The following is a 23,656-nucleotide window of genomic DNA, read 5'->3' as shown; positions in this document are numbered from 1 at the left end:
ACGGCCTACGCCGATCCAGGCCGCGACCACGTCCGCAAGACGGCACCGGCGACGCGCGCCAAGGCTCTCGCGCGACACATCGAGCGCCTCGGCTTCTCATGTGCCATCACACCCGAAGAGACAGTTTCTATTTAGGCGATCGCGGCCGAGGGTCGCGGCCGGCCTCCGGACGGGGCGTCGAGGCGCCAGCCTCCGGCGGGGTCGTCGGGCCGCATCGGCGTTTTCCGGAGACTCGGGCGTGCACCGCCCGATCCGATGCTCTAGACAGGCCGTCGCGACCGCGCGGGGCCCGTCGGCCGGGCCGGGCGCATCCCTTAAGGTCAGAAGCGGTGTCCGATGCAGGTGGTCGATCTCGATCGGGAGACGGTCAAGCGGGGCCTGTCCGACGGCACCCTCCTCCTCATCGACGTGCGCGAGCCCCATGAATTCGCCCGCGGGCGCATCCCCGGCTCGGTCTCCTTCCCCCTGTCCACCTTCGATCCGGACGCCCTGAAGGCGCTGATCGCGGCCGACGGGCGCCGCCCGGTCTTCTCCTGCGCCTCCGGAATCCGCTCGGTTCACGCGATCGCCGCCGCGCAGGGGGCCGGACTCGCGGTGAGCGAGCATTACGCGGGCGCCTTCAAGGACTGGTACGGTGCCGGGGAGCCGGTCGAAGCGTAAGGTTTCGCGTCACGGCCGGTTCGCACCGGAAGTCGGCCGCCATGTGCGCGAGCGCACGCCCGATCCGGCGTTCCCCGGATTAGGCCGCGCCATACAGGGAACCGAATGATGCGCAGCCTCCGGCCACTTCTCGTCGCCTCGCCGCTGATCGCGGCCGCGCTTCTGGGTGCGGGCGGCGCCGCCGCGCAGATGCCCGGCGCCCCGCCCCCCGGCGTCACCGTCGCCAAACCCGTGGTGAAGGAGATCGTCGAGAAGGACCAGTATACCGGCCGCTTCGACCCGATCGAGTTCGTCGAGGTGCGGGCCCGCGTCACCGGCTATCTCGACAAGATCCTGTTCCAGGACGGTGCCAACGTGAAGAAGGGCGACGTGCTCTTCCTCATCGATCGGCGCCCCTACAAGGCGGCGCTCGAACAGGCTCAGGCGAGCCTGACCTCGGCCAAGGCCCGCCTCGCCTTCACCCAGACCGACCTCGAGCGCGCCCAGGTGCTGTCGCGGGGCGGCAACATCTCCGAGCAGGTCACCGACCAGCGCCGTCAGGCCTCGCAGACCGCCCAGGCCGACGTGGACAGCGCGGAGGCCGCGCTCCGCAACGCCCAGCTCAACTACGATTTCACGGAAGTGAAGTCGCCGATCAACGGGCGCATCAGCCAGCGCGCCGTCACCGAGGGCAACATCGTCATCACCGACCAGACGATGCTGACGACGATCGTCTCCCTCGATCCGATCTATTTCGGCTTCACGGTCGATGAACGCTCGTTCCTGAAATACCAGAACACGCTCGGCATCGGCATGGGCCAGACCCAGCGCGGCAAGGGCGCGCCGATCCTGATCGCGCTCACCGGCGAGGAGACACCGACCCGCAAGGGCACCCTCGACTTCGTCGACAACCGCGTCGACAACCAGACCGGCACGGTGCTCCTGCGCGCCACGGTCGAGAACACCGACACCTTCATCAAGCCGGGCCTGTTCGGCATCGTCTCGATGCCGGCGACCAAGCCCTACAAGGGCATCCTGATCCCCGACGAGGCGGTCTCGGCCAACCAGGACAAGCGCATCGTCTACGTGCTCGGCGAGGGCGACAAGGTCGCGGCCAAGCCCGTGAAGCTCGGGCCGATCGTCGACGGCTACCGGGTGATCCGCGACGGGCTGAAGGGCGACGAGACGATCGTGGTCAACGGCGTCGCCAAGGTCCGGCCCGGCGCGCAGGTGAAGCCCGAGACGACGCAGCTGCCGCCGACCAAGAGCTGAGCCCCGCGGGCGGCGGGGCAGGGGAAACGAGTTCGTGTCGACGCCCCGCGGCGCCGGCCTTGAGAAGGACGGCAAGCCGCCCGCAAGTGCGCCGATGCGCGCTCCCCGGCGGCGAGAGGTTTGACCGATGCGCTTCGCTCACTTCTTCGTCGACCGACCGATCTTCGCGTCGGTGACGTCGATCATCTTCCTCATCGTCGGCTTCGTCGCCTACGAGAAGCTGCCGGTCTCGCAATATCCCGAGATCGTGCCGCCGACCGTGACCGTGCGTGCGAGCTTCCCCGGCGCCAATGCCGAGACGGTCGCGGCCACGATCGCGACGCCGCTGGAGCAGGAGATCAACGGCGTCGACAACATGCTCTACATGACGTCCCTGTCGACCAATGACGGGGCGATGCTGCTGACCGTCACCTTCAAGGTCGGGACCAACCTCGATATCGCCAACGTGCTGGTGCAGAACCGCCTCTCGGTCGCCCAGCCGCGCCTGCCGCCGGACGTGCGCAACCTCGGCGTCACCGTCCGCAAGGCCTCGCCCGACCTGATGCTGGTCGTGCACCTCCTGTCGCCCAACAAGACCTACGATCAGAACTACCTGGCCAATTACATTTACCTCAACATCCGTGACGAGATGCTGCGCCTCGACGGCGTCGGCGACATCACGGTCTTCGGCGGCAACGAGTACGCCGAGCGCATCTGGATCGATCCCAACAAGCTCGCCGCCTACGGCCTGACCACGGGCGACGTGACGAGCGCGCTCCAGGAGCAGAACGTCCAGGTCGCCGCCGGCGCGCTCAACGGCCCCCCGGCCGCGCCGGGCGCCGCCTTCCAGCTCGTGGTGCAGTCGCAGGGGCGCTTCCAGTCGCCGGAGGAATTCGCCGACGTCATCGTCAAGGCGAGCCAGGGCCGCCTCGTACGGGTGCGCGACGTCGCCCGCGTCGAGATGGGCCAGAAGGACTACACGACGAACTCCTTCCTCAACGCGACGCCCGCCATCGGCATCGGCGCCTTCCAGCGGCCGGGCACCAACGCCCTCGACGCGGCGGCCTCGGTCAAGGCGACGATGGAGGTGCTCAAGAAGAACTTCCCGCCCGACGTCGAGTACCGCATCGCCTACAACCCGACGGAATTCATCGAGGAATCGATCCACGAGGTCTACAAGACGCTGGCCGAGGCGGTCCTCCTCGTCGTCATCGTGGTGCTGGTGTTCCTCCAGAGCTGGCGCACGGCGCTGATCCCGGTGATCGCGATCCCGGTCTCGCTGGTCGGCACCTTCGCGGTGATGTCGGCGCTGGGCTTCTCGCTCAACAACCTGACCCTGTTCGGCCTCGTGCTCGCCATCGGCATCGTCGTCGACGACGCCATCGTCGTGGTGGAGAACGTCGAGCGCAACATGGCCGAGGGGCTGTCGGCGGGCGAGGCCGCCCACAAGACCATGGACGAGGTCGGCTCGGCGGTGATCGCCATCGCCCTGGTGCTGTCGGCGGTGTTCATCCCCACCGCCTTCATCCCCGGCATCTCGGGCCAGTTCTACAAGCAGTTCGCGCTCACCATCGCGGCCTCGACCATCATCTCGGCCTTCAACTCGCTGACGCTGTCGCCGGCCCTGTGCAAGATCCTGCTGAAGCCGCACCACGAGCACAAGAAGCCCAAATTCTTCCTTTCGCGCTTCGTCGCGTGGCTGGCGAACGGGTTCAACCGCGCCTTCGACTGGCTCTCGAACGTCTACGCGCGCTCGATCCAGCTGCTCGCCGGCACGGTCGTCGGCGTGATCGCGATGCTGATCGTCTACGCCGCGGTGATCGCGGGCACGCTGCATCTCGTCAACACCACGCCCACGGGCTTCATCCCGGACCAGGACCAGGGCTACCTGATCGGCGTCGTGCAATTGCCCGCGGGCGCCTCGCTCGAGCGCACGACGGCGGCGGTGACGCGGGCCGCCGAGATCGCCCGCGGGATCGACGGCATCACCAACACCGTCATCATCGCGGGCTTCGACGGCGCGACCTTCACGAACACCACCAACGCGGCGGTGATGTTCCTGACGATGAAGGGCGCCAAGGAGCGGGCCGCGGCCGGGCGCAGCGCCGCCGTCATCACCGGCGAGGTGCTGAAGGCGACCGCGGGCATCCAGGAGGCGCGGGTCATCGTCATCCCGCCGCCGCCGGTGCGCGGGCTCGGCCAGGGCGGCGGCTTCAAGATGCAGATCGAGAGCCGGCAATCCTCGGAGATCGGTCCGCTGCTCGCCGCCACCAACGAGGTGCTGGGCCAGGCCAACCAGAGCAAGGACGTGCAGCGGGTCTTCACGACCTTCGGCAACGACACGCCGCAGCTCTACCTCGACATCGACCGCACCATCGCCCGCATGCTGAACGTGCCGCTCGCCAACGTCTTCACGACGGTGCAGGCGGCGCTCGGCGGCGCCTATGTCAACGACTTCAACACGCTGGGGCGCATCTATCAGGTGCGCGTGCAGGGCGATGCCGCCTACCGCATGTCCCAGCGCGACATCGAACAGCTGAAGGTCCGCTCCTCCACCGGCGCCCTGGTGCCGATGGGCACGCTTGCCACGATCCGCGAGATCACCGGCCCGCAGATCGTGCAGCGGTTCAACCTGTACTACTCGGTGCCGGTGCAGGGCGTGGCGCAGGCCGGCATCTCGACCGGCCAGGCGCTCGACGCCATGGAGGAGATCGCCAAGCGGGCCCTGCCCGAGGGCTATTCCTACGACTGGACCGAGATCGCCTACCAGCAGAAGGCGACGGGCAACACGGCGATCTACGTCTTCGCGCTCGGCGTGCTGCTCGTCTTCCTCGTTCTCGCGGCGCAGTACGAATCCTGGGCGCTGCCGCTGGCGATCCTGCTGGTCGTGCCCACCGGCGTGCTGGCCGCGCTGTTCGGGGTGCAGCTGAGGGGGCAGGACAACAACATCCTGACCCAGATCGGTCTGATCGTGCTGATTGGTCTCGCAGCCAAGAACGCCATCCTGATCGTGGAATTCGCCCACGACATCGAGGAGGGCGAGCACAAGGGGCCGGTCGAGGCGGCGGTCCAGGCCTGTCGCCTGCGCCTGCGGCCGATCCTGATGACGGCCTTCGCCTTCATCCTGGGCGTGCTGCCCCTCGTCATCGCCACCGGCCCCGGCGCCGAGATGCGTCAGGCGCTCGGCACCGCGGTGTTCTTCGGAATGATCGGGGCGACCTTCTTCGGCCTGTTCCTGACACCGGTCTTCTACGTGGTGATCCGCCAGGCGGTGATCTGGGTGGGACGCAAGCGCGGCAAGCCCTCCGAGCCGCACGGCGCGCCCGCCCACGGCTGATCCTTTCGCGGGATGGGGGATGCGAAGACGGCCGGAAGCCCTAGCTTCCGGCCGTTCCCCTTTCGCGGACAGGATCGCCCGTGCCCGGTTATCTGCCCTTCGCGGGCGCCCTGAAGCTTCCCGCCTATACGTGTGACAATTGCGGGTTCTGGCAGCGCCATTTCGAGGCTCCGCCCGCCTGCCCGATGTGCCTCGACGCCCGCCACGTCGTGCCGCAGGACGGCTGGCGCTTCCGCTCCGAGCGCGAGGCCCAGGCTGCCTTTCCCTGCCATTGGCAGGAATTGGAGCCCGGACTCTGGCGCTTCTGGAACGAGCCGGTCTCCGGCATCGGCCCGAGCGCCTACCTGATCCAGACGCCGGACGGGAATATGGGCTTCGAGGGCTGCCCGGTCTTCAGCGAGGCGGCCCTCGACCAGATCGCGCGGCTCGGCGGGATGACGGTGCTGTCCAGCTCCCATCCTCATGCCTACGGGGCGCTGGTGCAGCTCCAGGACCGGTTCGACCCCGAACTGTGCCTGCCGGCGGCCGACTTCACCTGGAGCGCGGCGCTCCAGGTCTCCTGGCCCTACGACGATTTCCTCGAGCCCCTGCCCGGGCTGGAGCTGCACCGGACCGCGGGCCATTTCGACGGCCACGCGATCCTGTTCGACCGCGCGCGAAAAATCTGCTTCTGCGGCGACGCCCTCAAGTTCGAGCTCGACCCGGCGGATTTCCGTAAGGCGCGCACGATCTCGGCCCACAAGGCCTTCGTGCGCGGCGTGCCGCTCACCGTGAACGAGCTGCGCCGCTACCGCGACGTCTTCGAGCGGCTCGATTTCACCCAGACCTGGACGCCGTTCGAGCCGGCCGCGAATGTTGGCCGGACCGAGGTGCTGGCGCTGATCGACGCCATGCTGGGATCGCGGCCCCACGCCGCCCCGGTGGCGCTCGAGGACCTCGGACCGCGCTGAGGCCGCGCGCATCTTGGGCGGCGATCGCTCGCCCGAGGCGCGGGCGCCGGCCTCGGTAAGGGTCGCCCCCAATGTCGCGCGTCTCGGCCGGACCAGCCGACGCGACGGGATCGCACCGGTGCGGCAGAGGCGGGATACGCCTCCGCCGCCCGCTCGCCCTCGGCGGCGCGGCGTCGTCCCGGGCGAGGGGCGCGATCATGGCCCGTGCCCGCCCCCCCGAATCGGACCTTTGGACCGAGCCGCGCGAGAATCGCTTCAGAAACGCGCCCGTCCAATTCTTTCAAATGATCGTTTTGTCCTGGGTTTGATCGACGACGGCATCGATGTCGCTGTGACTGCGCGATCGCTGGCTCATAAAAAGAAGCAAATTTGAATTTTCTATTCCGCCCGAGCCGGCCGCTTTAAGAGCACATTAAGGGCAGCCGTAAAATATGCGTGAGCAGAGAGATTAAAGAAGCCCCGGAACCGGGCATGCGGAAATCTCTCCGATTCAAGTTTCCGACGCCGGCTCGCCGATGAAAGAAGCGATGTCGATCGTCAGTTGGGCTGAGGGGTGAGTATGTTTCGCAAGCCGATTTTCAACGAAGCGCAGGCACGACTGAATGCGCTCGACCGCTCCCTGGCCACCATTGAATTCTCCATGGATGGGACAGTCCTCGCGGCCAATCGGAATTTCCTGGCCCTGGTCGGCTACACGATCGAGGAGATCCGGGGCCGGCACCACCGCATCTTCGTCGACGCCGACCAGACGGCGGGCCCGGAGTACCTCGCCTTCTGGGAACGGCTGCGCCGCGGCGAATACGCTTCCGGCGAGTTCGCCCGCCTCGACAAGGCCGGACGGCGGGTCTGGCTGGAGGCGACCTACAACCCGATCCTCGACGCCTCGGGGAAGCCGGAGCGGGTGGTGAAATTCGCCGCCGACATCACCACCAAGAAGAACGAGACCAGCCGCCTCATGACGATGATCGACGGCATGCCCGTCGCCGTGATGACCGCCGATCCGCTGGACGAGTTCAAGATCAACTACATGAACAAGACCTCGGAGGTGACCCTCGGCTCGATCGAGCAGCACCTGCCGATCAAGGTGTCGACGATGCTGGGCTCGTCCTTCGACGTGTTCCACAAGAACCCGCACCACCAGCGCTCCCTGCTCGCGGATGCGAGCCGCCTGCCGCACCGGGCCAAGATCCGGGTCGGCCCCGAGACGCTCGACCTGCGGGTCTCCGCGATCAACGGGCCGGACGGGCGCTATATCGGGCCGATGCTGACCTGGGCGGTCGTGACCGCCGAGGTGCGGATGGCCGCGGAGGTGAAGCAGGTCGTCGAGGCCGTGGGCGCCGCCGTCGGCGAGATGCAGCGCTCGGCCGAGGGCCTGACCCGCTCGGCGGAGGAGGCGCGCCACCGCGCCGCCTCGGTCGCGGCGGGCTCAGAGCAGATGACGGCCTCGATCCAGGAGATCTCGGGGCAGGTCGGCAGCGTGTCGGAGCGGGCCAAGCGCATCGCCACCCAGGCCGAGGCCACCGACGCGACGGTCCGCCTCCTCGCCGAGAACGCCCGCAAGGTCGATGCGGTGGTGGCGATGATCAAGTCGATCGCCGACCAGACCAACCTCCTCGCCCTCAACGCCACCATCGAGGCGGCCCGGGCGGGCGCCGCGGGCCGCGGCTTCGCCGTGGTCGCGACCGAGGTGAAGGCCCTCGCCGAGCAGACGGCCCGGGCGACCGGCGAGATCACCGGCCAGATCGCCGCGATCCAGAGCGCCACCGGCGAAGCGGTCGGCGCCATCGGCGGCATCACCGCGGCCGTCACCGAACTGTCGAACCTCACGGTCGCCATGGCAAGCGCGGTGGAGGAGCAGGCGGCGTCCACCCACGAGATGTCCGGCAATATCGGCGGCGTGTCCTCGGCTGCCAGCGCCACGGGTGAACTCGCCGAGTCGGTGCGCGGCATCGCCGACAGCCTCGCCGGCCATTCCGTCAGCCTCGGCGGCAGCGTCGAGCGCTTCCTCAAGGCGAGCTGATCGGGGAGGCGGGGGCGAGGCCCGTCTCCGGGTGCCGCGCGGCACCGAAAATCACGGCCGCGCTGCAACCGGACGGCGGATCGGGACTTATGCCTACCTCGCTCCCGCCCCGGCCATCCCTGCCCCCATCCCCACCCCCATGCCCGCCCCCATGATCGACACCGCCCGCCTCCACCCGCCCGGCTTCGGCCCAATGGCGAACCCGATTCTCTTCGGCGTCGCCGAGGCGCTGTCGCAGCTGTTTCCTCTCCCCGAGGCCGGCCCCCTCCCGACCACGGCAGCGGCGGGCGCGGTCGCAGGACCGAACGCCGCGGCGTCAGGGGCCGCGCCCGCGCCCCGGGCATGACGCCCCATTCCGCGACCAGGCCCGCCCTGTTGCGGCCACGTTCGTCGCCAGATTGCGCCGCACGACTCGCGGAGAGATTTCATCCATGTCGTTCCTGCAGGAACTGCCGATCGGCGATCTGATCGCGCATTACGGCTACCTCGCCGTCTTCGTCATCATCACCCTGGAGAGCGCGGGCGTGCCGCTGCCCGGGGAGACGATCCTGATCACCGCGGCGGTCTATGCCGGCAGCACCGGCGGGCTGAACATCGTTCTCATCGTGGCGGCGGCGGCGGGAGCGGCGATCCTCGGCGACAATCTCGGCTACTGGGTCGGGCGGCGCTGGGGCATGCCGCTCCTGCTCCGGCACGGCCATCTCATCGCCCTCGATCACGGGCGGCTCAAGCTCGGGCAGTACCTGTTCCGGGCGCATGGCGGGAAGATCGTGTTCTTCGGCCGCTTCACCGCGATGCTGCGCGCCTACGCGGCGGTGCTGGCGGGCGTGAACAAGCTCGATGCGCGCCGCTTCTTCGTGTTCAACGGGCTCGGCGGCATCGCCTGGGCCTCGATCATGGGCTTCGGCGCCTATTGGTGCGGGCGCTCGATCGAGCACATCGTCGGCCCGGTGGGCCTCGCGCTGCTCGCCTTCGTGGTGTTCGGCGGGCTCGCCCTGTGGCTGTTCATGAAGCGCCACGAGGAGCGCCTGCTGGTGGAGGCGGAGGCCGCGATCCCGGGCCCGCTGACCGCGCACTGAGCCGCAACCCGCGCATGAGAAAGGGCGGCGCTCGACGCCGCCCTTTCTCATGTCGGCGGGGCGCTACCTCGCGCCCCGCCGACGGGATGATCCCCACGGAATCCCGTCACGAAGCCATCGCGCCCTTGATGGCGGCCGCGACGCGCTTGACGCCCGCGGTCACGTCGCCGCCCTTGAGGTGGATGCGGAGCGCCCGGCGCTTGCGCTCGGCGAGCACCGCGACGTCGCCCCGGGCCTGGGCCGCGATCACCGTCTTGAAGCCGAGCTTGCGGCCGGGGATGGCAAGGTCGGCGGACGGGTCGGCGGTGATCTGGAGGAACACCCCCGAAGCCGGTCCGCCCTTGTAGGCCTGGCCCGTCGAGTGGAGGAAGCGCGGCCCGAATTCCAGGCAGGTCGCCACCCGCCAGGCATCGCGCACGGCGAGCCGCGCCTCCTGCAGGGCCGCATGATGCGCCTCGTTGCGCGCCACGTAGGCAAGAAGCGCGACGTAGTCGCCCGGCTTCACCCGGGCGAGATGGGCCGCCACCAGGGCCTCGAAGCCGCCATCCTGGCGCAGGGCCTCGGCATTGGCCGGGTCCGCATAGAGGGCCACCGTCTCATCCTCGAAGATCGCCGTCTCGGCCGGCAGGGCGCCGGTCTCCTCGGCCGCGGAAAAGAGCTTCTTCGTCTCGATCTTGCTCGCCTCGACATCGGGCTGATCGAACGGGTGGATGCCGAGCACCGCCCCCGCCACGGCGGTCGCGATCTCGAAGCGGAAGAATTCCTGGGGCAGCTGCTCGACCCGGTCGAGGTCGATCCGGATCACCGGCTGCGCCTCGCTCTCGAGGATCTTCACCGCCTCGTCCTGGCGCGGATCGGCATGGCGATCGAGGCGCAGATAGACGAACAGGCGATCCTCGCCGTAGACGGCCGGCACGTCCACCGGCTCGCCCTCGACCGGGATGATGCCGACGCCCTCCTTGCCGGTGGATTCGGCGATGAGCTGCTCGGCCCAGGTGCCGAAGGTGTCGAGGCCGGGCGAGGCGATGAAGGTGATCTTGTCGCGCCCGAACTCCTTGGCGGCGATGCCCATGGCCGCGCCGAGCCGCACGCCGGGATTGGCGGCGGGCGGCACCGCCGGCCCGCAGGAGCGGACCATCGTGCGGGCCGTGTCGAGGAAGTCCCGGATCTCGACACCCGCCGCCGCCGCGGGGACGAGGCCGAAGGCCGAGAGCACCGAGTAGCGGCCGCCGATCTGCGGCACGCCCAGGAAGATCCGTCGGAAATGGTCGTCCGTCGCGGCCTTCTCCATCGCCGAGCCGGGATCGGTGACGGCCACGAAGTGGCGGCCGGCTCTGTCGGCGCCCACCACCTCCTTCATCCGGCCCAGGAAATAATCGCGGAACACGTTGGGCTCGAGGGTCGAGCCGGACTTCGAGGCGACGATGAAGAGCGTCGTCGGCAGGCTTACTGCCGCCTCGACGGCGCGCACCTCGTCCGGATCGGTCGAGTCGAGGATGCGGAGCTTCGGAAATCCGTCGCGATGGCCGTAGGTCGCGGCAATGACCTCCGGCCCGAGGCTGGAGCCGCCCATGCCGAGCACCACCACGTCGGTGAAGCCCTCCGCGCGGACCTCCTCGGCGAAGGCCTCGTACTGCTCCACCTTCTCCAGCCCGTCCTCGACGATGCGCAGCCAGCCGAGCCACTTGTCCTCGTCACGCCCGGTCCAGACGGTGCTGTCGTGCGCCCAGAGGCGGCGGATCGCGCCGCTCGCGCGCCAGGATTCGAGCGCCCGGTCGGTGGCGGCCTGCAGCGGCTCGCCGAGCTTGCAGGTCTGGGCGTTGAGGCGGGTGCCGAGGAAGGCCGCGCGCTTGCCCGCGACGGCGCCGAGCAGGGCGTCGGCGGCATCGACGAACAGACCCACGCCCTCGTCCACGAGCTGGCGCGCCACCGCCTCGATGTCGATGCCGGCCTGGGCGAGCCGCGCCATCACGGCCTCGGCCTCGGCGACGTTGTCCTCCAGGCTCGCCCGCACCCGGCCGTGGTCGCGGAACGCGTCCATGGTGGCCGGCGGCATGGTGTTGACGGTGTTCCTGCCGATCAGCTCCTCGACGTAGAGCACGTCGGAATAGGCCTTGTTCTTGGTCCCCGTGGAGGCCCAGAGCAGGCGCTGCGCCTTCGCGCCCTTGGCCTCCAGGGCCTCCCAGGCCGGACCGGAAAAGACGCGCTTGTAGCGCTGATAGGCGAGCTTGGCGTTGGCGATCGCCACCTTGCCCTTCAGATCCTCGTAGCCGCCGACCTCGTCGAGCCGCTTGTCCACGAGGCTGTCGATGCGGCTGATGAAGAAGCTCGCCACGCTGGCGACCCTGGAGACGTCGCCCCCCTTCGCGGCGAACTCGGTGAGCCCGTCGATGAAGGCGTGGGCCACTGCCTCGTAGACCTCCTGGGAGAACAGCAGGGTGACGTTGACCGAGATGCCCTCGGCCGTGAGCTGCCGGATCGCCGGCAAGCCGGCGGGGGTGGCCGGCACCTTCACCATCAGGTTGTCGCGGCCGACCGCGGCGTGGAGGCGGCGGGCCTCGGTCAGGGTCTCCGCGGTATCCAGCGCGAGGTAGGGCGAGACCTCGAGGCTGACATAGCCGTCGGCGCCCTCGCTCGCCTCGTAGACGGGCCGGAGCACGTCGGCCGCCGCCTGGATGTCGGCGATGGCGAGGCCCTCGTAGAGGTCGATGACCCGGGCGTCGCCGCCGCCGAGGGCCGCCTTGAGGCCGTCGTCGTACTCGGCCGAATGGCCGATCGCCTTCTCGAAGATCGCCGGGTTGGAGGTGACGCCGCGCAGGTCGTCCCGCTCGACCAGCGCCTTGAGCTCGCCCTTGGCGACGAAGCCGCGGGCCACGAAATCGAGCCAGACCGCCTGCTCGTGCTCGGCGAAGAGGGCGTTCAGCGCGTTCATCTCGGTCGTCCTCGCGTGGATTCTTCGTGCGTCCCTTGCCCGTTAGATAGGGCATGGCCCGCGCCGCAACCCTCCCTCCCGTGCAAGGGAGGGGGCCCCGTGGATGCAGGGCGGGGGAGGGGCCGGCTCGGGTCTTCCCGGATGCGGCGCGCCCCTCACCCGACCCCTTTTCCGGGGGCCGCCCTCTCCCGCGGCGGGGAGAGGGGTCAAGGGCTGTGCCCTAGGCCTTGTCGGCCTCGTGGTTGGCCTCGTGCTTGGCCTTGTGCTTGGCCACCTGCTGGCGGGCCGCCTCGATCACCTTCTCGGCGGTGAAGCCGAACTTGCCGAGGAGATCCTTGATCGGCGCCGACGCCCCGAAGGTGTGCATGCCGACGATCGCGCCCGAGGAGCCGGCGTAGCGATCCCAGCCGATCACGCTGCCCTGCTCCACCGCCACGCGGGCCAGCACCTCGGGCGGCAGGACGCTGTTGCGGTAGGCCTCGTCCTGGCGCTCGAACAGGTCCCAGGACGGCATCGAGACGACCCGCGCCTTCACGCCCTCGCCGGTCAGCGTCTCGTAGGCCGAGACGCAGAGCTGCACCTCGGAACCCGTGCCGATCAGGATCAGGTCGGGCGTGCCGTCGCAGTCGGCGAGGACATAGCCGCCCTTGGCCGTGCCGGAAGCGGCGCCGAACTTCGAGCGGTCGAAGGTCGGCAGCGGCTGGCGCGACAGGGCCAGCACCGCCGGCTGGTCCTTCAGCGAGAAGATCACACGATAGGCCTCGGCCACCTCGTTGGCATCGGCCGGGCGCAGGGTCACGAGGCCGGGGATGCAGCGCAGGCTGAGCAGTTGCTCCACCGGCTGGTGGGTCGGCCCGTCCTCGCCGACGCCGATCGAGTCGTGGGTGAAGATGTGGAAGACCGGCAGTTCCATCAGCGCGGCGAGCCGGATCGGCGGGCGCATGTAATCGGCGAAGACCAGGAAGGTCGCCCCGTAGGCGCGAAGACCCACGAGGCCGAGCCCGTTCACGATCGAGCCCATGGCATGCTCGCGCACGCCGAAATGGATGTTGCGCCCGCCCGGCTCGAACGGGGTGAGCGAGCCCGCCCCCTCGAAGGTGAGGTTCGACTTGTTCGACGGCGCGAGATCGGCCGAGCCGCCGAGCAGGAACGGGACGTGCTGGGCGATGGCGTTGAGCACCTTGCCGGAGGATTCGCGGGTCGCGAGCCCCTTGGCGTCGGCCGCGAACACCGGGATGTCCCGGTCCCAGCCCTCGGGCAGGCGCCCTTCGAGGAAGGCCGAGAGGGCCTCGGCATGCTCCGCATCCGCCGCCTTGGCGGCGTCGAAGAAGCCCTGCCACTGCGCGTAGAGCGCCGCGCCGCGCTGGCCGATGCCCTCATGGAACGTGTCGTAAACACCGTCCGGCACGAGGAACTGCGCGTCCTCCGGCCAGCCATAGGCGCGCTTGGCGCCCTTGACCTCGTCCTCGCCCAGGGCGTCCGAATGGGCCTTGGACGTGTTCTGCTTGTTCGGCGCGCCGTAGCCGATGATCGAGTTGACGACGATGAGCGTCGGCCGGTCGCTCGACTGCAGGAAGGTCTCCAGCGCGGCGGCGATCGCGTGGGTGTCGTTGGCGTCGGCGACCCGCAGCACCTGCCAGCCATAGGCGAGGAAGCGGGTCGCGACCTCCTCCGAGAAGGCGAGTTCCGTGTGGCCTTCGATGGTGATGGTGTTGTTGTCGTAGATCCAGCAGAGATTCGACAGGCGCAGATGCCCGGCGATGGAGGCGGCCTCCTGGGAGACGCCCTCCATCAGGTCGCCGTCGGAGCAGATGACGTAGACGTTGTAGTCGAACAGCGGCAGGCCGGGCCGGTTCAGGCGCTCGCCCTTGAAGCGCCCGCCGATCGCCATGCCGACGGAGTTCGCGACCCCCTGGCCGAGGGGGCCGGTGGTGGTCTCGACGCCGGTGGTGAAGTGGTATTCCGGGTGGCCCGGGGTGCGGCTGTCGAGCTGCCGGAAGGCCTTGATGTCGTCGAGGGCGACCGCAGGGGCATTCCCGCCATCCGTCTCGGCGACGCGCGCCAGGTGCAGCAGAGCGTAGAGCAGCATCGAGGCATGCCCGGCCGAGAGCACGAAGCGGTCGCGGTTCGGCCAGTGCGGATGGGCCGGATCGTAGCGCAGATACCGGTTCCACAGGGTGTAGCCGACGGGGGCGAGCGCCATCGGCGCGCCGGCATGCCCCGAATTGGCCTTCTGCACCGCGTCGATCGCGAGCGTCCGGATCGTGTCGATCGCGAGCTTGTCGCCCTCGCTCAGGGCCGCCTTCGGGCTCGTATCTGCACCGCTCATGGGTCTACCCGTCTCTCTCGCTCCCACCGTCCGCCGCAAGGCGGAACGCACTTATTGCGCCGCGATGGTGTCGCTTGCCCTCGACTCGGAATGGTCCGCGCCGCCGCCCCGTTCCTTTGCAGGACCGATCGCGCGGCTGTAATTGAGGATCGTGTTGACGAGCGCAACATGCGTGAACGCCTGCGGGTAGTTGCCCACCTGCCGTTTGGCGCGCACGTCGTACTCCTCCGAGACCAGCCCGAGGTCGTTGCAGACGCCGATCAGCCGCTCGATCAGGGCGCGGGCCTCGTCGCGGCGGCCGAGGCCGATCAGGTTGTCGGCGTACCAGAAGCTGCAGGGCAGGAAGGCCCCCTCGTTGCCCGGCAGGCCGTCGGCGTCCCGTCCTTCCGTCTCGTAGCGCAGCACGAAGCCGTCGCGCATCAGGTGGCGCTCGACGGCGGCGACGGTGCCGACCACCCGCGGATCGTCCTGGGGCAGGAAGCCCATATGGGCGATGAGCAGCAGGCTCGCGTCGAGCGCCTTGCTGCCGTAGCTCTGCACGAAGCTGTTCAGCTCCGGATCGAAACCGCGCTCGCAGACCTCGGCGTGGATCTCGTCGCGCAGGGCGCGCCAGTGGGCGAGCAGCGCCTCGGCGGGACGGCCGCCGTCGTCGCCCGCCCCCTCGACGGTGCGAATCGCCCGGTCGAAGGCGACCCAGGCCATCACCTTGGAATGGACGAAGTGACGCCGCCCGCCGCGCACCTCCCAGATGCCCTCGTCGGGCTGGCGCCAGGCCTCTTCCAGATGCTCGATGAGGGCCCGGCCGACCCGCCGTCCCTCCTCGTCATCGGGCATGCCGCGGATCCGGGCCTGGAACAGGGCGTCGAACAGCTCGCCATAGACGTCGAGCTGGAACTGCGCGATCGCCGCATTGCCGACCCGCACCGGCCGGGAATTCTCGTAGCCGGGCAGCCAGTCGAGCTCGATCTCGGGCAGCAGGCGCTCGCCCGCGATGCCGTAGAGGATGTGCGCCTGCTCCGGATTGCCCGCCACCGCCCGGGTCAGCCAGTCGCGCCAGGCGCGGGCTTCCTCGATATAGCCCGAATCCATCAGGGCCAGGAGCGTGAAGGTCGAGTCCCGCAGCCAGCAGAAGCGGTAGTCCCAGTTGCGCACGCCGCCGAGATCCTCCGGCAGGGAGGTGGTGGGCGCGGCCACGATGCCCCCGGTCGGCCGGTAGATCAGCGCCTTCAGGGTCAGGAGCGAGCGGCGCAGGATGTCGTCCCAGGGCGTCTCCAGGACGCAGCGGTCCGACCAGTCGCGCCAGAACCGGTCGGTCTCGTCGAGCGCCCGCCGGGGCTGGATCGGCGGCGGGTCGTCCTCGTGCGAGGCGCCGTAGCTCAGGACGAAGCGGATCGCATCGCCCTTGTAGACCGTGAATTCGGAGATCGTCGTCTGGTGCGAGGAGCCCCGCAGGGGGGCGTTGGTGCGCAGGACGACCTTGTGGGGGCCGGAGATGGCGCGAAGATCCCCGAGTTCGCTGCGCGACACCCAGGGCACCGCCGAGCCGTAATCGAAGCGCACGGCCAGATCCATCCGCATGGCGAGCCGGCCGCGCAGACCCTCGACGAGGCGGATCACGTGGCTGCCGTCGCCGACGGGCATGAAATCGGTGACCCGCACCTCGCCCTCGCGGGTCGCGTGGACCGTTTCGAGGACGAGGGAGCCGGCGCGGTAGCGCCAGGAATGGCGCGCGCCCTCCGCCGCGGGGGCGAGCTTCCAGAAGCCGTGCTCATCCGTGCCGAGGAGGCCCGCGAACAGGGCCGAGGCGTCGAAGCGGGGCATGCACAGCCAGTCGATGCTGCCGTCGCGCCCGACGAGCGCCGCGGTGCGCCCGTCCCCGATGAGGGCGTAATCCTCGATCCGTCCCGCCATTCCGGTCTCCGTCCGGTCCTCCCGAGCCGAACGGCGGGAGGCGCACGGGGCCTGCCGTCTCGCTTCGAGCGTCTCCCCGCGAAGTGGCGCGGCGGCCGCGCTTCGCAAGGCGTCGTTCGGAACGAATGCGAGACGGTGGGTCGGGGACGGTCTTCAGCGCAGGTCGGAGACGAGGGTGATCACCGAGCTGCCGACGCTCGTCACACCCGTGCCGAGGGTGCGGGCGGCGTCCCACACCGCGTCGGCGGTGTCGACGAAGGGGAGGGCGCCGTCGGGCAGGAGGCGGCCGCCCGCGGGCTCGGTGGCGACCGCGGTCGGGACGACGGCGTCGGCCGGCGCCTTGGCGGCGCTCGCCTGCGTCGCCGCGGGGGGCGTCGCGGCGAGGCGGTTCGGGGCCGGTCGGCGGCGCTCGGAGCGGGCGGGGCCGGTGACCTGAACGGTGACCTGAGCGGCCACCTGGGATCCGACTTGCGATCCGATCTGGGCGGCGCGGGCCTGCGGCTCGACCATCGCCACGAGGGGAACCAAGCGGGCGAAGGCCTCGCTCGCCGGAACCGGGGCGAGGTCGGCACCCACCAGCGCGCGGCCCGGGTCGAAGGCGGAGAGGCCCGGCGCCGAGGCCATGGCGGGCGGGCGGACGAAGGCCGCCTTGGCGGGCGTCGGGGTGGGTTCGTGGCAGGCCAGCGAGAGCAGGCCGGCGACGAGGGCGAGGGCGAGCGTCGGCAGGAGCGGTGGAACGACCCCGCGATGCGTCGCGGCCAACTCCGGCTGACGGAGCGGATCGACGATGCGCATGGACCGAATCCTCCTGATGGTTTCGCCCGTGGCTTGAGATTACGGCTCGGTTTGCGGCAGAAGCGGGGCCGCCGCCTTGCCGATCTGTTACAGATTCGGGCGATGATCGCGGCTGCGGGCCTCTTGCCTCCGGTGCCATCACCGCGCGAATCCCCGTCCGCGCCCTCAACGCTTCCCGGCCCTCGATGACCGAGCCCAGCCTCACCGTCGCCGTGATCGACCCGAGTCCCGCCCGCGCGGCGATCTTGGAGGAGGGTCTGCGCGCCGCGGGCGTGGGCACGGTCGCCGTCATCCCCGACGGGCCCGGCCTCCAGGCCCGGGTGGCGAGCCTCCAGCCCGACGTGATCGTGGTCCATCTGGAGAGCCCGAGCCGGGACGTGCTGGAGCAGATGTCGGGCCTCTCGCGCCAAGCCGAGCGGCCCGTGGCGATGTTCGTGGACCGCTCGGACCAGACCATGATGCAGGCGGCGGTGGATGCCGGCATCTCGGCCTACGTGGTCGACGGCCTGCGCAACGACCGCATCCGGTCGATCCTCGACATCGCGATCCTGCGGTTCAACGCCTTCGCCCGGCTCCAGCGCGAACTCGAGGAGGCGCGCTCGGAGCTCGCCGACCGCAAGCTGATCGAGCGGGCCAAGGGCATCCTGATGGCGCGCAAGGGCCTGAGCGAGGACGAAGCCTACCGCCTCCTGCGGCGCCAGGCGATGAACGAGAAGCGCAAGATCGCCGACATCGCCCGCGCGATCGTCACCGCGGCGGACCTGCTCGGATGACCCTCACCCTCGGATACGTCCCGCTCGTCGATGCCGCCGCGGTGATCGCGGCGGCCGATCTCGGCTTCGCCCGCCAGGAGGGGCTCGACCTCGTCCTCTCCCGCGAGCCCTCCTGGGCGACCCTGCGCGACCGCCTGGCGCTCGGCCATCTCGACGCCGCCCACATGCTCGGGCCGCTCGCGCTGGCCAGTGCGCTCGGCTTGTCGGGGCCGCAGGCCGACCTCTGCGTGCCGATGGCCTTGAACCTCAACGGCAACGCGCTCACCGTCTCGAACGGGCTCTGGGCCGCGATGGCGCCGGAGGATGACGGGCTCGCCGCGGTCGCCGCCGCCTTCGCCCGGGTCGCCCGGGAGCGGGCCGGGGCCGGACGGGGGCTCACCCTCGGCACCGTCCATCCCTTCTCCTCTCATTCCTACCAGCTCCGGCGGTTCGCGCGCCTCGGCGGGCTCGACCTCGACGCGGCGGTGCGCCTCGTGGTGGTGCCACCGCCCGAGACCGTGGACGCGCTCGCGCGCGGCCTCATCGACGGCGTCTGCGTCGGTGCCCCCTGGAACAGCATCGCCGTAGCCGCGGGCCTCGGTCGCATCGCGGCGCTCGGCTGCGAGATCGCGCCCGATTGCCCGGAAAAGGTGCTGGCCCTGCAGGCCCGCGGGGCCGATGACGCGCCGGCCCTGATCCGCGCCGTCCATCGGGCCGGATTGTGGTGCGCGGCGCCGGAGAACCGCCCGGCGCTCGCCGCGCTCCTGACGGAGCGGGCCGGGCTCGGGTCGGACGCCTCCCTGATCGCCCGCACCCTCGGCGGCGACCTGATCGTCGACGCGGCCGGCCGGCCACGGACGAACCCGGCCTATCTGCGCCTCGACCCGGCGGTCTACCGGCCCGACCCGGACCATGCCCGCTGGTTCGCGGCGCAGATGATCGCCTGCGGGCAGGCGGACGCGGCGGGGCTCGCGGACCGGGCGGCGGCGCTCTACCGGCCGGATTTGTTCGAGGCGGCGACGGCCCCTTGAGTCCGGCTTGCGTGCAGCGCGCCCCGGTGGGCGTGCCTGCGCGTCCGCGAGGCCGCCCCGAGGGGGGCAGCTCCTCCAAAGCGTGACCATTCGCCGAGAATTTAGGCAGTCTGCGCCGACTGCCTCACGAGAAGGCAGCCAGGCCGCCGCATCCGCGGCGGGCGGGCCGGATGCCGCCGCCGCCCCCGACCGCATGCCCTGGGGCGCGACCGGCCGACCCGATCGCACAGGCAGTCTCTTGGCGGGCTTGGCACGCTTCCTGCGAGCCCTCGTCACGGGCCCGTCAACGGCGATGGACCCGACCGTCAGCAAGGCCGCTGATCCGGACTGTTCGCACGCGGCGATTCTCGATCGCGCTGGCGATCCCCCGGACGGCGGCTTTTTTCATGCGCTCAAGGGCGCGCTGGGGACAAAGAAGCGGATGAGCATGGATCACGGCCACACGACCCGCCGCTCTGTCATCAAGGGCGCCGCCGCAGCGCTCGCCCTCGCAGGCGCGGCCCGCGCCGCGCTACCGGGGGGCGCCTTCGCGCAGGGCGCGGGGCCGGAGGTGAAGGGGGCCAAGCTCGGCTTCATCGCGCTGACCGACGCCGCGCCGCTCTTCGTCGCCAAGGAGAAGGGCCTCTTCGCCAAGTACGGCATGCCGGAAACGGACGTGCTGAAGCAGGCGAGCTGGGGCACCACCCGCGACAACCTCGTGCTCGGCTCCGAGGGCAACGGCATCGACGGCGCCCACATCCTCAGCCCGATGCCCTACCTGATCTCCGCCGGCCGGGTGACGCAGAACAACGTGCCTGTGCCGATGTACATCATGGCCCGGCTGAACCTGAATGGTCAGTGCATCTCGATCGCCAAGGAGCACATCGACCACAAGATCGGCCTCGACACCAAGCCGTTCAAAGCCGCGCTGGAGGCCAAGAAGGCGTCCGGCAAGGCGGTCAAGGCCGCCATGACCTTCCCCGGCGGCACCCACGACCTCTGGATCCGCTACTGGCTCGCCGCCGGCGGGATCGACCCGGACAAGGACATCGAGACCATCGTCGTGCCGCCGCCCCAGATGGTGGCGAACATGAAGGTCGGGACGATGGACTGCTTCTGCGTCTGCGAGCCGTGGAACGAGCAGCTCATCCACCAGAACGTCGGCTACACCGCGATCACCACGGGCGAGCTGTGGAAGGACCATCCGGAAAAGGCCTTCGCCATGCGCGCGGCCTGGGTCGACAAGTATCCCAACGCCGCCAAGGCCCTGCTGATGGCGGTGATGGAGGCGCAAGCTTGGTGCGACAAGCCTGAGAACCGCGACGAGATGGCGGCGATCGTGGCCAAGCGCCAGTGGATCAACGTGCCGGTGGCCGACGTCGTCGACCGGATGAAGGGCAAGTTCGACTACGGCACCGGCCGGATCGTCGAGAACAGCCCCCACATCATGAAGTTCTGGGCCGACAACGCCTCCTATCCCTACCAGTCACACGACCTCTGGTTCCTCACCGAGGACATCCGCTGGGGCAAGTTCGACCCCCAGACCGACACCAAGGCGCTGATCGCCAAGGTCAACCGTGAGGATCTCTGGCGCGAGGCCGCCAAGGCCCTCGGCGTCGCCGCGATCCCGACCGCCACCTCCCGCGGCGTCGAGACGATGTTCGACGGCAAGGTGTTCGATCCGGAAAACCCCGCCGCCTACCTCGCCAGCCTCGGCATCAAGAAGGTCGCGTGATGGCCACCGGAGCAACCCTCGCCACCGCCGCCCGCGCCCGCGCCACCAAGGCCCGCGCGCCCCTGGTCACCCTGGCCGGCCTGCGCGGCGTCGCCGCCCGCATCCTGCCGCCGCTCGTCGTGCTGGCGGGCTTCCTGCTCCTGTGGGAGGTGCTGTGCTCCTCCCCCACCGCCGGACTGCCGCCGCCCTCGCGGGTCGTGACGGAGGCCTGGGACATCATCATCGACCCGTTCTACGACAACGGCGGCACCGATAAGGGCCTGTTCTGGCATATCTCGGCGAGCCTGAAGCGCGTCGCGCTCGGCTTCTCGCTCGCCGTTGTCGCCGGGGTGATGCTCGGCACCCTGGTCGGCCAGTCCGAATGGGCGATGCGGGGCCTCGACCCGATCTTCCAGGTGCTGCGCACCATCCCGCCGCTGGCGTGGCTGCCGCTCTCGCTCGCCGCCTTCCGGGACGGCCAGCCCTCGGCGATCTTCGTGATCTTCATCACGTCGATCTGGCCGATCATCATCAACACCGCGGTCGGCATCCGCAACATTCCGCAGGATTACCGCAACGTCGCCGCGGTCATCCGGCTGAACCCGATCGAATTTTTCTACAAGATCATGCTTCCATCGGCGGCGCCGTATATCTTTACCGGTCTTCGCATCGGTGTCGGACTGTCCTGGCTCGCCATCGTCGCGGCCGAGATGCTGATCGGCGGCGTCGGGATCGGCTTCTTCATCTGGGATGCTTGGAACTCTTCCCACATCTCAGAGATCATCGTCGCCCTCGTTTATGTCGGGCTCATCGGCTTCGTCCTCGACCGGCTGGTCGCCGGCGTCGGCGTGCTCGTGACCCGCGGCACCTCCGCAAGCTGAGGGATTCCCGTCCATGGCCCATCTTTCCCTCTCCCAGGTCGGCATCTCCTTCCGCCGCGGCGGCACGACGTCGGAGGTCCTGCGCGACGTGAATCTCGACATCGCCAAGGGCGAGTTCGTCTCGATCATCGGGCATTCGGGCTGCGGCAAGTCGACGGTGCTCAACATCGTCGCCGGCCTGCTCAAGGCCTCGACCGGCGGCGTGCTGCTCGACGGGCGCGAGGTGAACGCCCCCGGCCCCGACCGCGCCGTGGTGTTCCAGAACCATTCCCTGCTGCCCTGGCTGACCGTGCGCGAGAATGTGGCGCTCGCCGTCGACAAGGTGGTGCGGGGCAAGAAGACCCGGACCGAGCGCGCCGAGTGGATCGCGCACAACCTCGCCCTCGTGAACATGATGCACGCCGCCGACAAGCGCCCGGCGGAGATCTCCGGCGGCATGAAGCAGCGCGTCGGCATCGCCCGGGCCCTCGCCATGGAGCCGACCGTGCTCCTCATGGACGAGCCCTTCGGCGCGCTGGACGCGCTGACCCGCGCCCATCTCCAGGACCAGCTCATGGAGATCCAGACGCGGCTGCGAAACACCGTCATCATGATCACCCACGACGTGGACGAGGCGGTGCTGCTCTCCGACCGCATCGTGATGATGACGAACGGGCCCTCCGCCACCATCGGCGAGATCCTGCCCGTGCCGCTGGCGCGCCCGCGCCGCCGGCTCGACCTCGTGGAGGACGCCACCTACGTCCACGCCCGCGCCGCGGTGCTGGAGTTCCTCTACGCCCGCCACGCCAGGCCGGCGCTCGCCGCCTGACGTCGTGATGGGGGATCATCGACCCATGGACGACAGGGAACGCATCGTCGTCGTCGGCAACGGCATGGCCTCGCTCCGCTTCCTCGAGCGGCTGACCGAGCGGGCGCCGGGGCGGTTCGACGTCACGGTCGTCGGCGCCGAGCCGGTCGCGGCCTACAACCGGGTGCTGCTCTCCTCGCTCCTCGGCGGGGAGGTGGACGAGGCCGCCTGCGGCTTCCGCCCGCTCGCCTGGTACGCGGAGCACGGGCTTCGCCTCGTCACCGGCGCGCCGGTGACGGCGATCGACCGGGGCAACCGGCTCGCCCGCGCCGGGGAGACGCATGTCCTGCCCTACGACCGGCTGGTGCTGGCGGTCGGCTCCCTGCCGATCCGCCTGCCGCTGCCGGGGATCGACCTGCCCGGCGTCCTGACCTTCCGCGACTTCGCCGACGTGGCGGCGATCCGGACCGCCGCGGTGGCGCATGCCAAGGCCGTGGTGATCGGCGGCGGCCTGCTCGGGCTGGAGGCCGCGGTCGGGCTCGCCCGACTCGGCGTCGACACCACCCTCGTCCACGTCATGGACCGGGTGATGGAGCGCCAGCTCGATCACACCGCCGCCCGCCTCGTGCGCACTGCGATGGAGGCCCGCGGCGTCCGGATGATCCTGTCGGCCGACACCGCCGCGATCGAGGGCGAGGGTCGGGTCGAGCGACTGCGGATGAAGGACGGCACGGTGATCCCCGCCGACCTCGTGGTGATGTCGGTCGGCATCCGCGCCTCGACGGCCCTGGCGCAGGGCTGCGGGCTCGCCTGCGGGCGCGGCATCACGGTGGACGACCGGATGACCACCTCCGACCCGTCGATTTTCGCCCTCGGCGAATGCGCCGAGCATCGCGGGCTGGTCTATGGCCTCGTCGAGCCCGCCTACGAGCAGGCCGAGGTGCTGGCGCGCCACCTCACCGGGGAGGCGGCCGCCTATCCCGGCACCGCGCTGGCCACCAGCCTCAAGGTGTCGGGGCTGCCGGTCTTCTCCGCCGGCGTGGTCGACACGCCCGAGGGCGCCGAGGCGGTCGTGATGCACGACGCCGCCGCCGGCCTCTACCGCAAGCTGATCATCGCCGACGGCCGACTCGCGGGGGCGGTCTTCGTCGGCGACATCGCCGAGCAGGCGCGCTGCAAGGAGCTGATCCGCTCCGGTGCGCCGCTCTCCCCTGACGACCGGGACGACCTGATGTTCGGCCCGGCCCCGAAAACCCTCGCAGCGTGAGT

The 23,656-nt window shown here is 70.0% G+C and carries 17 protein-coding genes; 13 read left to right on the top strand and 4 right to left on the bottom strand.

Features of this window, described 5'->3' with window-relative positions; all coding sequences use genetic code 11:
- The first annotated feature begins 336 nt into the window (after positions 1 to 336).
- The 7 genes from LW587_RS12160 to LW587_RS12130 all read left to right on the top strand — a co-directional run bounded on the left by LW587_RS12160 (position 337) and on the right by LW587_RS12130 (position 9,276).
- A complete protein-coding gene (locus LW587_RS12160; protein ID WP_232629862.1) occupies positions 337 to 660 on the top strand; it encodes a rhodanese-like domain-containing protein in 324 nt (107 codons plus the stop codon).
- 108 nt (positions 661 to 768) lie between these two features.
- On the top strand, positions 769 to 1,911 hold the full coding sequence (locus LW587_RS12155; RefSeq protein ID WP_442919140.1) for an efflux RND transporter periplasmic adaptor subunit: 1,143 nt from the start codon (positions 769 to 771) through the stop codon (positions 1,909 to 1,911).
- A gap of 127 nt (positions 1,912 to 2,038) precedes the next feature.
- Positions 2,039 to 5,227 (top strand): efflux RND transporter permease subunit, encoded by a 3,189-nt coding sequence (locus LW587_RS12150; RefSeq protein WP_232629860.1) that lies wholly within the window; start codon positions 2,039 to 2,041, stop codon positions 5,225 to 5,227.
- A gap of 80 nt (positions 5,228 to 5,307) precedes the next feature.
- On the top strand, positions 5,308 to 6,177 hold the full coding sequence (locus LW587_RS12145) for an MBL fold metallo-hydrolase (protein ID WP_232629859.1): 870 nt from the start codon (positions 5,308 to 5,310) through the stop codon (positions 6,175 to 6,177).
- A gap of 559 nt (positions 6,178 to 6,736) precedes the next feature.
- A complete protein-coding gene (locus LW587_RS12140; protein WP_232629864.1) occupies positions 6,737 to 8,197 on the top strand; it encodes a methyl-accepting chemotaxis protein in 1,461 nt (486 codons plus the stop codon).
- 139 nt (positions 8,198 to 8,336) lie between these two features.
- Positions 8,337 to 8,543, top strand: coding sequence for a hypothetical protein (locus LW587_RS12135; protein ID WP_232629858.1), 207 nt, complete (start codon positions 8,337 to 8,339; stop codon positions 8,541 to 8,543).
- An 85-nt stretch (positions 8,544 to 8,628) separates the two neighbouring features.
- On the top strand, positions 8,629 to 9,276 hold the full coding sequence (locus LW587_RS12130; protein ID WP_232629857.1) for a DedA family protein: 648 nt from the start codon (positions 8,629 to 8,631) through the stop codon (positions 9,274 to 9,276).
- A gap of 106 nt (positions 9,277 to 9,382) precedes the next feature.
- Here LW587_RS12130 and LW587_RS12125 read toward each other — a convergent pair whose 3' ends face one another.
- The 4 genes from LW587_RS12125 to LW587_RS12110 form a co-directional block, all read right to left on the bottom strand.
- Positions 9,383 to 12,208 (bottom strand): bifunctional transaldolase/phosoglucose isomerase, encoded by a 2,826-nt coding sequence (locus LW587_RS12125; protein WP_232629856.1) that lies wholly within the window; start codon positions 12,206 to 12,208, stop codon positions 9,383 to 9,385.
- A 220-nt stretch (positions 12,209 to 12,428) separates the two neighbouring features.
- Entirely contained in the window at positions 12,429 to 14,537 is a 2,109-nt protein-coding gene (gene tkt / locus LW587_RS12120; RefSeq protein ID WP_232629855.1) for a transketolase, read from the bottom strand.
- Between the two features lie 51 nt (positions 14,538 to 14,588).
- Positions 14,589 to 16,448 (bottom strand): glycoside hydrolase family 15 protein, encoded by a 1,860-nt coding sequence (locus tag LW587_RS12115; protein ID WP_232629854.1) that lies wholly within the window; start codon positions 16,446 to 16,448, stop codon positions 14,589 to 14,591.
- Positions 16,449 to 16,601: 153 nt separating this feature from the next.
- Complete coding sequence (locus tag LW587_RS12110; protein WP_232629853.1) at positions 16,602 to 17,243, bottom strand: hypothetical protein; 642 nt, start codon at positions 17,241 to 17,243, stop codon at positions 16,602 to 16,604.
- A gap of 185 nt (positions 17,244 to 17,428) precedes the next feature.
- On the opposite strand from LW587_RS12110, the gene LW587_RS12105 reads away from it, so the two are divergent.
- The 6 genes from LW587_RS12105 to LW587_RS12080 all read left to right on the top strand — a co-directional run bounded on the left by LW587_RS12105 (position 17,429) and on the right by LW587_RS12080 (position 23,654).
- Complete coding sequence (locus LW587_RS12105; RefSeq protein WP_232629852.1) at positions 17,429 to 18,016, top strand: ANTAR domain-containing response regulator; 588 nt, start codon at positions 17,429 to 17,431, stop codon at positions 18,014 to 18,016.
- Positions 18,013 to 19,026, top strand: a complete 1,014-nt coding sequence (locus LW587_RS12100) for a CmpA/NrtA family ABC transporter substrate-binding protein (RefSeq protein ID WP_232629851.1) — start codon at positions 18,013 to 18,015, stop codon at positions 19,024 to 19,026. Before LW587_RS12105 ends, LW587_RS12100 begins: the two co-directional genes overlap by 4 nt.
- Before the next feature lie 421 nt (positions 19,027 to 19,447).
- The gene (locus LW587_RS12095) at positions 19,448 to 20,740 is read left to right on the top strand and encodes a CmpA/NrtA family ABC transporter substrate-binding protein (RefSeq protein WP_232629850.1); all 1,293 of its coding nucleotides are present in this window, start codon (positions 19,448 to 19,450) and stop codon (positions 20,738 to 20,740) included.
- On the top strand, positions 20,740 to 21,600 hold the full coding sequence (ntrB, locus tag LW587_RS12090; protein ID WP_232629849.1) for a nitrate ABC transporter permease: 861 nt from the start codon (positions 20,740 to 20,742) through the stop codon (positions 21,598 to 21,600). The genes LW587_RS12095 and ntrB overlap by 1 nt, the downstream gene beginning before the upstream one ends.
- A 13-nt stretch (positions 21,601 to 21,613) precedes the next feature.
- The gene (locus LW587_RS12085) at positions 21,614 to 22,408 is read left to right on the top strand and encodes an ABC transporter ATP-binding protein (RefSeq protein WP_232629848.1); all 795 of its coding nucleotides are present in this window, start codon (positions 21,614 to 21,616) and stop codon (positions 22,406 to 22,408) included.
- 25 nt (positions 22,409 to 22,433) lie between these two features.
- Entirely contained in the window at positions 22,434 to 23,654 is a 1,221-nt protein-coding gene (locus LW587_RS12080) for an NAD(P)/FAD-dependent oxidoreductase (RefSeq protein ID WP_232629847.1), read from the top strand.
- The last annotated feature ends 2 nt before the right edge of the window (positions 23,655 to 23,656 follow it).

The organism is Methylobacterium sp. Leaf118 (assembly GCF_920984675.1).
GTDB lineage: Bacteria > Pseudomonadota > Alphaproteobacteria > Rhizobiales > Beijerinckiaceae > Methylobacterium.
This window is presented reverse-complemented; position numbering and strand designations above follow the sequence as displayed.